This is a genomic window from Vibrio sp. RE88, from assembly GCF_013113835.1.
Classification (GTDB): domain Bacteria; phylum Pseudomonadota; class Gammaproteobacteria; order Enterobacterales; family Vibrionaceae; genus Vibrio.
Map to the genome: position 1 here is coordinate 175994 of NZ_VTYQ01000006.1, position 16426 is coordinate 192419.

A 16426-nucleotide genomic window follows, 5' to 3' on the forward strand; every position below is an offset into this window, starting at 1 on the left:
CGGTTTTACCGAATATTATATTAATAATTATGATAACCATTATCATTAGCATTTCGAATGCGAATGGAGTGTAACGAGTTTTATAGAAAAATGGAATCTATAAATTAGTCGTTATGGATCTATAATGTATTGATTATTAATAAGTGGCGTAATTTCTCGATCAGTGCACTGTCTTGCACTATTCCTAAATGATCCGTATCCAGCACTTCACTGCTTAACTGAGCGTTAACTTTCGACAATTCCGAACTCAGCAGTTTGTGTCGACCTTCAGGTTGCCCTGCCCAATATGCGGTTGGTTTGGTATTGATTTCAGGTAACTGATACTCATGACACAGCGCTCTCATATGCTGCTCTACCGCCCAGCTGTAAAGCATTTGCTGTGCACTTTCAGACAAGTAGTGATCGAAGTTTTGTGACGCCAGCCAAGATGAGAATACGTTTGGCCATTTATCCGGTGATGATTGGTCAAACCCTGTAAGACAGGTTTGCTTTTGCCCTTCCGATAACTTACCTAATAGCAATTCTAGATGCTCAATCAGCTTGGCTTTTGCTTTCGGCGACTCCCATTGGTCTTCAGCAATTTCAGTGCCCGGCACATAGCAGTCCAGCAACCCGAGGAAAGCGACACTTTCGCCGGCTGCTTCGAGACGAGCTGCGACTTCTTGACAGAGCGCGCCGCCAAGCGACCAACCAATCAATGTGTAAGGCCCTGATGGCTGTATTTCACGAATAGTCGCGCAATAAGTATCAGCCATTGCGCTAAACGAAGTGTCAAAGCGATTTGGATAGACGAAGCTTTGAGACTGAACACCATAAACGGTGCGTTTGCCCGCCAGTGCTTGAGCTAATTTCTGGTAGCCAACCGTTCTGCCTGTCACTGGGTGAATGCAGAATACAGGTGCAATCCCTTCAACATTAGCATTAAGCTTCTCGATCAATTTGAGGTCAGCTTTGACTGCTATCGCCTCGCCTTTTTGCGATTTAAATGCCGAGTGTATCGATTCAAGTTTTTCTTGCCATGCATTTGCTTTGGTCTCGATATCTGATTTCGAATAATGACTCGTTGCATATTCAAAATCAGCGCTCAATACACCATCCACAACTTGGGCATTGATGACCAAAGGTGTCAACATAGTATTATCATCTGCTTGATCACGCGAGTTTGACGACACTGGTTGGCACCAATGAGCAAAACTATTGCCTTGATACTGCCCTAGGTAATTGAATGTTAGCTCCGCCGTTTGCTCTTGAGGCTCATCCTCTAAGTAGCGCATTCCATAGCCAATGCCTGAGTCTTGGCTCAAAAGTGCCATACGCTTAGCGATATCATCTCGAGAATCTGAGGTATTTAAAGTCATCGGATATAGGCTCGTCATCCAGCCCACCATGCGGCTAAGATCTAAACCGTCAAAGACAGACTCGTCACGACCATGACTTTCTAGATATACGCTTTGAGTACCTTCGTTACTCCCCATAGTCGCAGATAGTGCAGAGACAAGTTCAACGGTGATATTTTCAGAACTCAGTAAAGCTGACGTTACTTCTCGGCTTAGCTCAACTTTTAGTGAGCACTTGTTGCCATAAGTTGCTTTAGCGTGTGTATTTTCTGCGTGGAAAGCTTGTTCATCCCAAACGGCTTTCCTAGCTTTGCCCTGTTCTGTTGATGCCCATTCGTTGAGGCTATCCACCGCCATATCCAGAGAGGTGTAAACAGGTGGTAACTCAACTGTTTTCATTGACTTTTCGTCACTAGAAAGCGTTTGCTGATAGGCTCGCCATAAATCATCCATAAGGACTCGCCATGAGACGCCATCTACAGCTAGGTGATGAATTACAATCATCAAGCGAGATTTCTGCCCCTCGATTTGAGCGTAGCCTGCTTGAATCAGTCGGCCTGCTTCGATATCAAGGCTTGTTTGCAACTCGTGAGCAAACACTTCGAATGCTTCTAAGCTATTTAGCTGAGTTTTCCATAGAAGGTCATGGGAAACATGTTCAACGTATTGCTGCTGCCATCTACCCTCATTTTGAGAAAACGACAATCTCAACGCAGGATGGTGCTCTACTAACCCTTTAAGCGCAGTATCCAGTGCTTGAGTATCCATATCCTGCTTCAACTCAACACACACATGCTGGTTCCAGTGATTTGGCTGAGCAAAGTTTTGCGCCATGAAATGAACCTGAATTGGCATCAGACCAAACGGTTCTTTTGGTAACTCTCTTTGCTCTTGCTCAACCGCTGCTTCAAGTACTTGTGCTAACTCGCTCAGTACTGGTGCTTGGAATACTTGCTTTGGAGATACGTTGAGACCTGCCAGTTTCAATTTGCTCACTAGCTGAAGGCTCAATATAGAGTCCCCACCTAACGCAAAGAAGCTATCTTCTCGGCTGACAGAATTAATACCCAGTAGCTCTTGCCAAATCTCAGCAAGGAGAGTTTCTTTCTCACCTTCTGGTGGCAAACCTTGCGACAGCTCAGATTTGAGTTCTGGTTCCGGCAGCGCTTTTCGGTCCACCTTACCTGCTGGAGTTAACGGCAAATCATCTAGCACCACAAGATGCGCTGGAACCATATATTCAGGTAGATGCTCAGCAAGCTCAGATAATATCGAAACGCTATCAGCCTTGTTTGCATCAGCGCCATGCAGATACCCCACAAGGTGAGTCATAGAACCATGACGATGCGCCGCAACCACACATGTCTCGACACCGGATATTTGCTGAAGCCTTGATTCGATCTCACCCAGCTCGATTCTGAATCCACGGATTTTTATCTGTTGGTCAACACGGCCAAAATATTCCATCACACCGTCTTCTCGCCAACGAACTAAATCACCAGTGCGATACATACGCTCGCCATTATTGGTAAATGGATCCGGCATAAATCTCTCAGAGGTCATATCCGGCTTACCCAGATACCCACGTGCGAGGCCGACTTCTTCACCAATGTACAACTCCCCGACTGCGCCTTCGGCAACTTGGTTAAGCAAACCATCTAACACATAAAGCCTACGAGCCCCAACAGGTTGACCGATAGGTGCATAGGCGCTGGTTAGCTTATCTTGTGAGTAAGCACGCCAGATCATTGGTGTCACCACGGTTTCTGTTGGCCCATAGCCGTTGATAATACGTAGCGGATTTACAACAGATTGCAGGCGGTCATAGGTTTCACGGGTAAAGGCTTCACCACCCAAAGTCCAAGAACGTACATTCAACTGAGGCTGAGTCGTCTCAATCCAGTCCAATAAAGGACCGACATAACTTGGAGGGAAACAGGCTATCGTAATCCCTTCCTGCTTGAGGACTTCACAGGTCTTCTCCGCACTCCAGAGTTGCTGATCGCGAATCACCAAGCGAGAACCAAACGCCAAAGGTACTGTCCAGCGCTCTACCGCACCATCAAAACTGATGGAGGCAAAGTGGAGTTCAACGTCATCTTGCGTCATCCCATATTGAGCTCCAATCGTCTGCACATGCATACTCAGGCCATCATGGGCAATCGCCACACCTTTAGGTTTACCCGTCGACCCTGATGTGTAGATGATGTAAGCCAACTGCTCTGGCAAGAGTTCTACTTCTGGCTTGGCTTTTGATAGGCCTTGCCAATCTAACGTATCCATATAAAGCGGTGAAACTGAAGCCGCCTGATCCGAATGTGAGAGGACGTGTGAATCAATCTCTTCCCAACGTGAGCTTAATGATTGATCGCTGATGACCAAGCTCGCAGCAGAATCCTCGATCATGTAAGCCAGTCGGTCGGTCGGATAATCAGGATCAAGTGGTAGAAAGGCTCCACCTGCCTTCATAATGGCGATCATCGCTATGATCATATCGTTGCCGCGCTCAAAAAGAACGCCCACAGCTTGATCGCGAACGACACCCTGCTCTACTAACTGGTTCGCCAGCTGGTTCGATTTTTCTTCCAGCTGTTTAAACGTGACACTTTGCTGGCCGTGCCTTAATGCAATGGCTGACGGTTGCTCAATCCCCTGAAGATCAAACAACTCAGTGACGGGTTGATAACGCCACTCACCTTCTGGCTGCGACAGTTCCGATAATCTGGCGAGTTGAGACTCATCCAGTGAGTTAAGCGCAGCCAATGGTATATTCAGGTTTTGTTCTGCTTTCGAGACCAACAGATTCAGAGTACTAGTAAGCGAAACCATCTTCTCGGGGTCGATACGATCTTTGGCATAGGTCAGCGTTACCTGAGTACCCCTCGAAGATTCCAACACATCCAAAGCGACATCAAACAGGGCGAAGTTGCCTTTAAACGCCAACGGCTTTGCCGCCACACCCGGAGCAAATTCAACCGACTCGGTTTGATTGACCTGATGGTTAAACAACACTTGAAAGTAAGGCGTTTCACCAACCAATCTTTCCATCAACAATGACGAAACCACACGATCAAACGGCAATAGTTGATACTCCTGAATCTCCAGCACTTTGCTGTGAGCTCTAGTCATGATTTGACCAAAGCTCTGATCAGGTTTTACGTCTTGCGCAACCACATTAGTGTTTACGAAAAAGCCAATAACGTCAGATACTTCTGGTCGGGCGCGGTTAGCCATTGGCATACCAATGTTGATATCGTTACGTCCTGTCAACTTGAACAGCGCAGCCTGCCAAATGGCTAGCCAGAAGCTCGAAGTGGTGACGTTATTTTGCCTTGCAAGGCGTGCAATGCGTTCAGAAACATTACCATCAAACTTTAGGCTTACCTGCTGTGCTTCTCGACGCTGATTAGGTGCAATATCGCCCGTCCACTCAAACAGTTTTTGCGGCTGCTTCTCACCCAGCTCTTGCTGCCAGAATTGAAGGTCCTCGTCACCTTTGCCCGCTTTTAGTAGTGCATCCTGCCAGACAGAAAAGTCACTGTACTGGATACTCAATGGCTCTAGAGGCTCACCCTGATAGGCGGTGACCAGATCCCGCATGAATAATCCGATAGACCAACCGTCAGACACAATATGGTGCATCACGATGATCACATGGGTTTTGTCTTCAGATGCACGAATACACGCCATTCGCACTGGCATCTCATGAAGCAAATCAAACGGCTTAGCGATAAATTCCGCTGTCCATTCGCCCAGCTGACTTTCCGTTAAGTGCCTAGCATCTTTAAGCTCAACGTGAGCAATACAGTGCTGGACAACATGTTGCTTCGGCTCACCTTGGTCCGAAACAACAAAGCGTGTTCTCAAGGCGTGGTGCTTGCTCATGACCTCAGCAAGCGCCAGTTCCATTTTATCGGCAGATAGGTCACCAGTGAGCTCAAAACCACCACTGATATGGTAAGCACTATTACCAGCATCAAGCTGGTAGATGTCCCAAAGTCGTTTCTGTGCCGGAGAAAGAGGCACATCACGCACTTCTTCTGCTGAGACAATCGGTAGCTTTTCAAAACTCATTCCTTTGGCGTCAAGCAGAGCGATAAATTTCGCCTGCTCTTGCTCGCCAAGGTTTAGAAAACGTTTTGCTAATGCAAATTTGTCGATTTTTGGTTTTTGTTGTGCTTTTGAATTTGATTCTTGGGTCATAACAATTCCAACTCGTCCATTAGTGCTGCCATGGCGTCGAGTTCATCCTGTTCTTGTTCATTGTTTGCCTGATACTGAGACTGAAGTGCATCCGTTAACGCCTGTAGCGTCCCAGCGGCAAAGAAGTCTTTTAATGAAATCGCTAAGTCGAGCTCTTTTTGTGCTTGAGCGACGATACGTGTAGCCAACAGAGAATGGCCTCCAAGCGCAAAGAAGTTATCGTCTAAACCGACTTTTTCTGAGCCAAGGACTTGCTGCCATGTATTGGCAAACCAAATTTCCAATTCACTCTCTGGGGCGCGATATTCCACCTGACTCCACTCTGGAGAAGGCAACGCTTTGCGGTCACGCTTGCCATTTGGTGAAAGAGGCATTTCATCCAGTGCAACGTAGATGGCCGGAACCATGTAGTCTGGAAGGTGGTCATTCAAGAGTGCTTTAGCAGCCGTTTCTTTTTCTGAATTCCACTCACAACAAACCACGTAAGCGACAAGCTGTGTCCCTGTTTGATGCTCATAAGCAATGACTGCAGATTCATCGACGTCATCATGTTGGTTAAGAACATTCTCAATTTCTTCCAGCTCAATACGAAGCCCACGAATTTTTACCTGATGATCCAATCGACCCAAGTATTCAAGTCTGCCATCTGACATGCGAACTACTTGGTCACCGGTGCGGTACATACGAGAACCAATGTTCCCATCTTGCTCGCACGCAAACGGATTTGGCACAAAGCGATCGGCGGTCAAATCCGGTCTGGATAGGTACTCACGCGCGAGGCCATCGCCCGCAAGGTATAGCTCACCAGGCACACCGACTGGGACTGGATTCCAACAATCATCCAATACATGAAGCTGAGTGTTGCTAATCGCATGACCAATCGGGATGCGCTTACCGACAGGCAATTCACATTGCCAGTAAGTCACGTCAATAGCCGCTTCAGTCGGACCATAGAGGTTATGCAGCTGACAATCTGGCGCACCCGTCAACACTTTTTCAGTCAACTCAGCAGGTAAAGCTTCACCGCTACAAATAATGCGGCGCAGGCTGTTGCACTCTCCAATATTAGTCTCACTTTCAAAAGCATGAAGCATTGAAGGAACGAAATGGATCGTCGTTACGCCCTGCTCTCGAATAGTGTTATGCAATAGCTCAGGTTGTCGGTGGTGATCTGGCTCAGCAATGGCCAATCTCGCACCGTACATAAGCGGCCAGAAGAATTCCCACACAGAGACATCAAAGCTAAACGGTGTTTTCTGAAGGACACAATCACTGACAGCTAACTGATACTCATTTTGCATCCAAGCCAAACGGTTGTTCAGTGCCGACTGGGTATTTACCACGCCTTTTGGTAGTCCTGTAGAACCGGAAGTAAAGATGACATACAGCGACTGTTCAGCCTGCCAATTTACAACTGGAGCCTCAGTGCTCTGCTCGTTGATTTGCTTTAAGAGCTCAGCCTGATTTAAAGCCACATACTGACATTGAGGATTTTCCGGCCATTGTGGCAAGGTCTCACTATCGGTCAGTAAGATGGATACATCCGCAGACTCAAGAATATAATTCAAACGTTCTGCTGGATAACTTGGGTCCAATGGCACATAAGCACCACCAGCACGAGTAATCGCGTGTAATCCAATCACTAGTTCAAACGAGCGTGGTAAACCAAGTCCGACTCTGGTTTCTTCGCCCACACCTTGTTGGCGTAGCCACTGAGCCAACTGATTCACTTTGCTGTCGAATTCAGCGTAAGTCATTGACTGCTGACCCATGGACAAAGCAATCGCCTCTGGGGTGCGCAGTGCTTGAGCTTCAACAGCGACTGGTGGAGGAAGCATTTCACCCCAAGATTTCTTCGTCGCGTTGAATGCTTCAATTTGTACGAACTCGTCAGAATCAACCAACTTGAGTTCAGACAGCATCGCGTTAGGATTCAATACAACTTGTTCAAGCAGCTTGAGCCAGTGACCAAGCAACGCTTCGACAAACGTTTGATCGAATACTGGTGCTGCATAGTTAACAAAACCACTCCATTCACCGTCATCATAGGCCTGAACATCTAAGCTCAACTCTAACTGAGCCGCGACCACGCCCGGATCAAACGCTTCTGCTTGTAATCCTCCCCATTCGGCGAGAATTGAGCGCTCAATACTTTGGAAGTTGAAACTCGTCTGGTACAACGGATGGTGCTGCAAATTACCTGTCACACCAAGTGACTCTACCAATACCTCAAATGGCACATCCTGATGCGTCAACGCCTGCTCAGTAAAACGTTTTGTCTCTTGGAGCAGGTTGTCGTAACTCATTGCCGCGTCTAAATGCGAAGGGATCACCAAGTTGTTGATGAAGCAGCCTTGCATCTGCTGAGTGTCCGGTTGTGTTCGGCCCGCAACAGGGATACCGACTCGAATTTCATCACGCCCAGAATACTTGTGAAGCAATAAGTGCCACAGGCTTAACATAACGTTAAACGGAGTCGTTGCGCTTTGTGCAGCAAGAGTCTCAATCGCGTTGACCTGCTGCTTGGTCAGAGTGAAGTGATGACGCTGACCGGTAGTTTCGAGCTGGTCTCTCGCGACATCGCTATGGAGAACAAGCGGCTCAATATCTTTCGCTAACGCCGCTTTCCACCATGACAGTGATTCTTTGGCATTATCTGACTTTAACCACTCTTGCTGCCAGCTAGCGTAATCGGCGTAATCCAGTGCGTCAGTTTCAATGTTTGATTCAAACTGACCTGAATGACCGTACGACGAATAAACCGCCGACAGCTCTCGCATTAGGTTTTGAATCGAAATGCCATCAGAGATGATGTGATGGACAATCAGAAGTAACTCAAATTCCTGTTCTGAATGCTTGATTAAATAAGCTCTCAATAATGAAGGCGATGACAAATCAAAAGCTTCACCGATCCAGTTGAAGCGCTGAGCCTCTAGGTCGAAGAACTCATCAGCTGAGTATTCTGCTAATGCGAATTGACATGCGTCGTCATCAGAATGGATAGACTGCATCAGCTCGCCATCCACCTGCACGAAGCTGGTACGCAGAGCCTCATGACGTCCTATCACAGTGCGCAACGACTGCTCTAGCCAGTCTCTATTCACTTCGCCTTTTAACTTAAGGCCAAGCGGCATGTGATAAGCAGAGCTTTCAGGCATCAGCTGTTGAACAAACCACAAACGCTTTTGCGAAGCGCTCACTGGCATGTATTCCATGCGCGGCACTGCTTTGATCGTGACTGCGGGCTCTTTGAGTGATGTACACTGAGTTGCCATCACATCTAGTCTTGGATAATCAAAGACACTTTGAAGTAAAAGACGAATCTGGTGTTTTTGCTGCAAACGTCCAACGAGCTGTGTAGCAAGTAATGACTGACCACCCAGAGCAAAGAAGTCGTCATTACGACTCACCTTCTCTAGCCCGAACAAGGCTTGCCATTCTTGTGCAAGAAGCTGCTCAATCTCACCTTCTGGCGCTTCATAGGCTTTGTGCTGAACATGGTTATCAGGCTGCGGCAGTTTTTTCTTGTCGACTTTACTTGCTGGCGTCAATGGCATCGAATCCATAACCACAAGCTGTGAAGGCACCATGTAGTCAGGCAGTGCTTTCGCCATTTGAGCGAGAATATCATCGCCGTTTATTAGGTCAGCCTGACCTTCTACGTAACCGACCAAGTATTTTCCAGTTGAACCTTCAAAGGCGGTGACAGCACTCAGTTTACTGCCACTGATACTCTGTAATCGTGACTCTATTTCACCTAATTCGACACGGAAGCCTCGAATTTTTATTTGGTCATCTGCCCGACCCAGATACTCCATCACGCCATCTTCGCGCCAGCGAACTAAGTCGCCAGTGCGATACATACGCTCTCCATTATTCGCAAATGGGTCTGGAACAAAACGCTCAGCTGTTAAGTCTGGACGATCAAGATAGCCTCTAGCTAAGCCAACTTCTTCACCAATGTACAATTCGCCACTGACGCCAGAAGGAACTAGACGAAGGTCACTATCCAATACATACAGACTACGCGCACCGACAGCAGTACCGATAGGGGCATAAGCACTTTCTAGCGGTGTTTCAGGATAAGCCTGCCAGATCATTGGCGTCACGACTGTTTCCGTCGGGCCGTACCCGTTAATAATGCGTTTAGGATTCAGTACCTGCTGAAGCTTGAAATAGGTCTCTCGTGTAAAGGCTTCACCACCCAGAGTCCAAGAGCGTACAGCTAATGTTGGCTGTTCAACCTCAATCCACTCTAGCAGTGGTCCAGCATAGCTTGGCGGGAAACACGCGATGGTCACAGCTTCACGCTCAAGCACTTCACATGTCTCTTGTGCACTCCAAAGCTGCTGGTCTCGAATCACAAGTTTTGAACCAAATGCCAGAGGCACAGTCCATCTCTCTACTGCACCATCAAAACTGATTGAAGCGAAGTGCAGCTCGATGTCTTGTGGTGTCATGCCATATCGTTGGCCAATAGTTTGAACGTGCATGCTCAGACCAGAATGAGAAACACACACACCTTTAGGTTTACCCGTTGAGCCCGAGGTATAGATCACATACGCCAGCTGCTCTTCTAAAATTTCAGGACGAGTTACGAGAGGCTGCTGAAGGTCGATTTCAGAATACGCAATGATGTTATCTGGCTGACAAATCTCACGTGCCAATTGTTGCGAACTACTGTCAGAAATCAGCCATTGAGCATCGCTATCTTCAACCATGTAGGCCAGTCGGTCTTGAGGGTATGAAGGATCTAAAGGTAGGAATGCAGCTCCGGCTTTCAAGACGCCGATCATTGCCACCAGCATGTCGGCGCCACGGGCAAACATCACACCAACTCGCTGATCTCGTTGAATGCCGCGCGCAATTAGCTCAGCGGCTACGCCATCACTGAAGTTATCCAGCTGTTGGTATGTCAATGCGATCCGTTCAGTGCCATTAGTTGATAAGGCCGTTCCCCCAAGAGGATTCGCCACAAGCGCTTCACTATCCGGTTGCGCAAGCACCTGCTCTTTTAACAGTTCTGTGAAGGGTTTGTAAGTCCATTGCTCAGACGATTTTACATGACCAGACAAGCGAGACTCTTGCTCGGCGTCCAATACATCAAGATCACTCAGGCTATGAGTCAGCTTATCGACAAGCTGCTCAAGATAATGAGACGTCGTTGCGGACAGCGCATCAATATCTGACTGTGAGAATTTCGCTGAGTCGTACGCAAAAACAATGCGTAATGATTCACCTGGCAATACCGCCAGCGTTAACGCGTAATGCGTAAACTCATAACTGTCAGGCTCGCCAATTTTAAGGCCAGTTTCACTAAACAGGCTCTCATCCAATGGGTAGTTTTCAAACACCACCAACGAATCAAACAGATTCTCACCAGCCAGTGGTGATTGTGCTTGTACCTCTGACAAAGAGACATGGCTGAATTCACGCTGCGCGCTAGCCTGCTCTTGTATATCGGCAAGCCATTGATTGGTTTTCGCCTGCCAGTCCACCATCGATGTAACAGGCAAGGTATTAATGAAAAGCCCAACCATGGCTTCACTGTTTGCCAGTGACGATGGTCGACCTGCAACCGTGTTGCCAAAAACAGGCTGAGACTGACCCGTGTAACGTTGAAGCGTTAGTAACCATGCGCCCTGAATGAGAGTGTTTAGCGTGATGCCAGATGACTTCAACTGAGACTGCCAACTACTCAGTACCTCAGCACTGAAGTCCACGTTGTGGCGAACATGCCCTAGTTTATCTGTGTTCGAACCGTATTGTTCAACCAACATTGTTGGCGCTTCTACACCATTCAGATAACCACGCCAGTACTCTTGAGCACTTTCTGGTTCTTGCTGTACAACCCATTCCAAATAATCGGCAAAATCATAACTGACGACAGGCAGACTCATGTTTTGGTAGTGAGAAAATAGTTCGCTAAGTAGAACACCGGTGCTCCAACCATCCATCAGAATGTGGTGAATCGTGAAGATACAAGCGATCTCATTGTCACCCGTTGTCACTAGATCTACTCGCCACAAAGGTTTTAGTTGCTGCGCGCTGGCATCTTGTTCCAGTTCGAAACCTTGTTCAATGAGCGAACGTTTATACGACTCTAGTTCAAAGCCTACTTCCTCTCGCCCATCAAAGACTCTGCTCGTGATAGGAAGGTCATCCCAAACATACAGGTGTGCCTGACCTTCTACTTGATGCAGCGTACTACGTAGAATCGAATGACGCTTCATCAAGGCTTTCCAACCCTCTTCTAATTGAGCAGCATCAGCTCCCGATATAGGTAAGGTAATTTGGTTGACGTAGGTGCTTGTCTCTTGCGATAGCTGAGCGTGGAAGTACAAACCTTGCTGGAGCGTAGACAAAGGTAGAATTTGATGTGGAAGTTGATGAGCGTTACCACTTACATGGCTTAGCGTCATGAGACTCAGATTAGTGTTTGGCGCATCAGCTTGTGTCAAAACGGCGGAGTTAGACGTGCAATGTTCCGTCACTGCTTTGATTGCCGCTTCTAAGTGATGAACATACGCATCACACTCAGATTTCGACAGAGCAGAAAGTGAAAACTCCAATTCGACATCAAAGCCTTCATCAGTTTCACTGATATTCAATGCAATTGCGGCATCAGCTTTAGCGTCTTCTGGTCGCCATAGGCCAAATTCACCCAGTTCAGCCCCTTTCACATCAACCTGCGTTGCTCGGCCTAGGAAGTTAAATAGCACATCAACATGGTCTTGATACTGCCATTGCTGCTGAACAACACCCGCTGAGTAACTCAAGCCACCATCGGTGATTGCATGTGAGCCATCTTTTACACTCGCTAACAGTTCACTAATGCTGTCACTTAACACAACTTTTTGCGGGAACAGCGCAGTATGCCAGTTAACACTGCGTGAAAGATCCAACCCAAACGACTCACTGAATCGACCATGGCTTTCACGATGAATGACAATCTCGTTTGCAGAGGTTATTTGTTTTACTGCAAGCGCAGACAATGCCATCAACGTCTGCTCCTTGCTCAATCTGGCAAAGGCATGAGTCGATGCAAGCAGTGGTTCGGCGAGTTCTTTGGTTATATGGTAACTGCGCTTATGAATTCCATTACTTTCTTTATCAGTACTTCCATGGAAAGCAAGCTCAGCTCGCTGAGCATTCCAGAATTCGGACTGTTTATGACTGATATGAAGATTCTCTAATGCCTCATACCAGTCAGCCTGATTGTGAGTTTTAGAGGCGAACGTATTAGGATCGGCACCCATTTCTTGCTGATAACTCCCCAGCAAATCTTGAATAAGCACAGGCCAAGAAAGCGCATCAATGACAAGGTGGTGAACGGCAATCAACATCTCGCCCGTCTCAATATTCAAGCCGACCGACAATTGCTTACCAGCAGACGGATTAATCGCACTCTGCACAGCATCGATGTCAATCTGTTCTGCATAAAGGTTGAATGCAAAATCTGCACTAGGAACATATTCAGCGAGATACTCTGCTGCATTAGGTGTTGTGGTATTAGGAGCCTCGAAAGAAAGGCGCAGACTATCATGATGTTGCACCACTTGCTTGAGTGCTCGGGCAATCGCGTCTGCATTAACCGGAGCTGGCAAGTTGAGTTTTGCGTACTGGTTACATAGTTCTAGCTGGCCATTTTTATCTAGCTTGCTTTTATGAGAATAGCCTCGTTCAACGAATCGCTTCTGCATTGGCAGCAAGGATACTTTGCCATTCAGCTCACCTTGTTCAGCTGGTTTGATTTGGCTATCGAGAACACATAACGCCATTTCAGCGACTACTGGATGGTCAAACACTTGCTTTGGTGTCAGCATCAAACCTCGTTGACGAAGCTTCCCTACCATTTGTAGCGCAGTAATTGAATCTCCACCAAGTGCAAAGAAATGGCTGTCAGAGCCAATAGACTCTAGTTTAAGGAGCTCACGCCATATTTCAGCCAGCTGATGTTGGATATCCCCTTCCAGCGGCGCACCCGCTTTCTGTTCTTCATCCCAATCCGGTGCAGATAGTTGCTTACGATCCACCTTACCAGCAGGTGTCAGAGGGAGTGTCTGGCTAACAATGATGCGTGACGGCACCATATAATCTGGCAACTGGGAGGCTAACTCTAAACGCCATTGAGATTCAGATTTTTGCTCTGTTTCGCTCAATTGAACGTAACCGACTAGGCGCTTTCCTGTCGGCGACTCATGTGCGACAACGGCACAAAACTCAGCGTTAGAAAGCGTTTGCAGGCGGGATTCAATCTCTCCTAGCTCAATACGGAAGCCACGAATTTTTACTTGTTGGTCGGCACGACCAAGGTATTCAACAACACCATCTTGTCTAAATCGAACCAAATCACCAGTGCGATACATACGCTCGCCGTTAGCGGCAAATGGATCCGGAATAAAACGCTCAGCGGTCAAGTCAGGTCGTTTCAAGTAACCGCGAGCAAGGCCAGATTCCATACCAATGTACAGCTCTCCAACCGATCCAAATGGTACCTGTTTAAGACTCTCGTCCAGCACATACAACTTACGGTCACCCACAGGCTGACCAATCGGCGCGTACGAACTTTCCAGTTTATCTTCTGGATAAGCACGCCAGATCATCGGAGTAACGACCGTTTCTGTCGGGCCGTAACCATTGACGATGCGAGGTGGATTGACCACACGTTGAATTCGTTCAAACGTTTCTCGGGTAAATGCCTCACCACCCAGTGTCAATGAACGCAAAGATAAGTCTGGCTGAGTTTGTTCAACCCAATCTAGCCAAGGGCCTGCATAGCTTGGCGGGAAACAAGCGATGGTGACTTTATCATCTACCAATACTTGAGTCGTTTTTTCTGGTGTCCACAACTGTTGGTCACGAATGATAAGTGTTGAGCCAAACGCCAGTGGCACAGTCCAACGCTCAACAGCACCATCAAAACTGATAGAGGCAAAATGCAGCTCTGTGTCTTCAGGCGTCATGCCATACTGCTCGCCAATCGTCTGGACATGCATTGTCAGTCCGCGATGACTGACTGCCACGCCTTTAGGCTTACCTGTTGAGCCAGAGGTGTAAATCAAATACGCCAGCTGGTCCAGGTGGATATCTTGATATGAACACTCAGCAAGCTCAGATGCTGTAACCTCAGCTGCTAACAATGATTCAATAGCAATGCACTCTTGAGCACTATCGGATTGAGTGAAAAGATCTTGAGCCTTATCCATCAAGTGCTGCTGAGTCAGTAACTGCTGAGCTTCACTGTCTTCAAGCATAAAGCTGATGCGCTCAGCAGGGTAATCCGGATCAAGTGGTAGGAATGCACAACCTGCTTTCATGATGCCCAGCATGGCAACCAGCATATCGGTGCCACGCTCCATCATCACACCGACAACACCTTCTGATTGAGCCTTTCTTTGACGCAATGAGTGCGCGACTACATTCGATTGAGCCTCTAACTCAGCGTAAGTCAGCGTTTTATCGCCATGTTTTAAAGCAACTTTTTCAGGACGCAGTTTTGCTTGCTCAGCCACCAGCGCCATAAAGGTCACTGGATTCCATGTTTGTTGTACCGCTGCGTGCGCTTCCAAGGCCACTGTATCTGAGCTAGACAGCGCGTTAGTCTGTGCTAGAGACTGTTGAGGAGATTGGCAGATCTGGTTCAGAACATTTTTGTATGTGCTTAAAATGCTGTCAATTTGAGCTTGAGTAAACTTCTCTTGTGCATAAACAAGTCGGAGCGATAGTTGCTCACCCGTTACTGCATCCAACACCAGTTCAAACGGTGTTTCAGCGAGAGGGAACTCTGTGAATGAACCCTGAATCTCTCCAGAAGTTACGACCAGCTTGTCACCATGACTGCGGTAGTTGAATGCGACGGTCGGTAGTGGAAGTTGCCCAGCCAATTTCTCTAGAGGTAAATGCTCGAACTTCATTGACTCTGTCAGGTTAGTTCGGACATTTTCAACCAATTCAGCAAGCGTATTTTCAGGAGCAATCTGCAAACCTAAAACAGCATTATTGACATAGAAACCAATATTTCTGCGGCTTTTCGAATTTCGGTTTAGGGCAGGAACAGTGATCGAAGGATGCGCATGATTTGAGTAGCTAGACAGAGTCAATAATAAAGCCGTCGAAAGCACTTCGAAGCGTGTGACACCAAAAGATTTTGCAGCTTCAGACACGCGCTCAGTTTCTTCCAGCGTCAATGACTCTTCAATATGAGTAGCGGTATAAGCACTGGCGTCGATTTGATTGGAAGCCGGCAATACGCAAGGTTCATCGCTGATTAGGTTCAATGCTTGCCATTTCAGCATCGCTTCATCATGTTCTTCACTTCCTTGCATTGAAGCGAATTCAACGAAGCTCTGGCCTCGTAGTTTACGCTTTGGCTTGCCAGCGAGGCGGTCGACCAACGCGCGAACAACAAGCTGTAAAGACCAAGCATCCGTTGTAATATGGTGGGCGGCAACTCCCATGACAAACTCTTGGCCACTCACTTGATATAGGCACGCCCTATTCAAAGCTTCGCCGACCATGATGTAAGGCTCTCGAACCCGTCTTTCTGCATCTTTTAAAACGAAGGCTTCAGGGTCTGAGTATTCCTGAGCGTCTACAAATTCTAATTTGGGAGCAGAATCTGAGACTCGTTGAAGAGGCACGCCATCATGTTCTTTAAGTCTTAGCCTAAGAACATCTTGTTGTTCTACCAGAGCATCGAATGCCTCAAAGATGGCTTCTTTGCTGAGACCTTCACCATACAAACGTAACAAGCCACCCGTATTGTAAGCAATACTTTCTGGCATGAGCTGCTGGAACAACCATAGACGTTGCTGAGAATGAGAAAGTGGACTCCAACCACCATTGGCCGGAGTCATCGTGATATCATCCACTGACATACATAT

General features: G+C 47.4%; 2 protein-coding genes. Both read right to left on the reverse strand.

Annotated elements, in window-relative coordinates; translation table 11 throughout:
* Positions 1-119: 119 nt before the first annotated feature.
* Positions 120-5540 carry a non-ribosomal peptide synthetase gene (locus F0265_RS15770; RefSeq protein ID WP_171749609.1) on the reverse strand — a complete coding sequence of 1807 codons (5421 nt, stop codon included), beginning with the start codon at positions 5538-5540 and terminating at the stop codon, positions 120-122.
* Entirely contained in the window at positions 5537-16420 is a 10884-nt protein-coding gene (locus F0265_RS15775) for a non-ribosomal peptide synthetase (protein ID WP_171749610.1), read from the reverse strand. The genes F0265_RS15770 and F0265_RS15775 overlap by 4 nt, the downstream gene beginning before the upstream one ends.
* Between the last annotated feature and the right edge of the window lie 6 nt (positions 16421-16426).

Bases quoted from the DNA above. Each gene is read 5' to 3' on its own strand.
- F0265_RS15775 (WP_171749610.1), bottom strand. From the start codon at position 16,420: ATGTCAGTGGATGATATCACGATGACTCCGGCCAATGGTGGTTGGAGT.
- F0265_RS15770 (WP_171749609.1), bottom strand. From the start codon at position 5,540: ATGACCCAAGAATCAAATTCAAAAGCACAACAAAAACCAAAAATCGAC.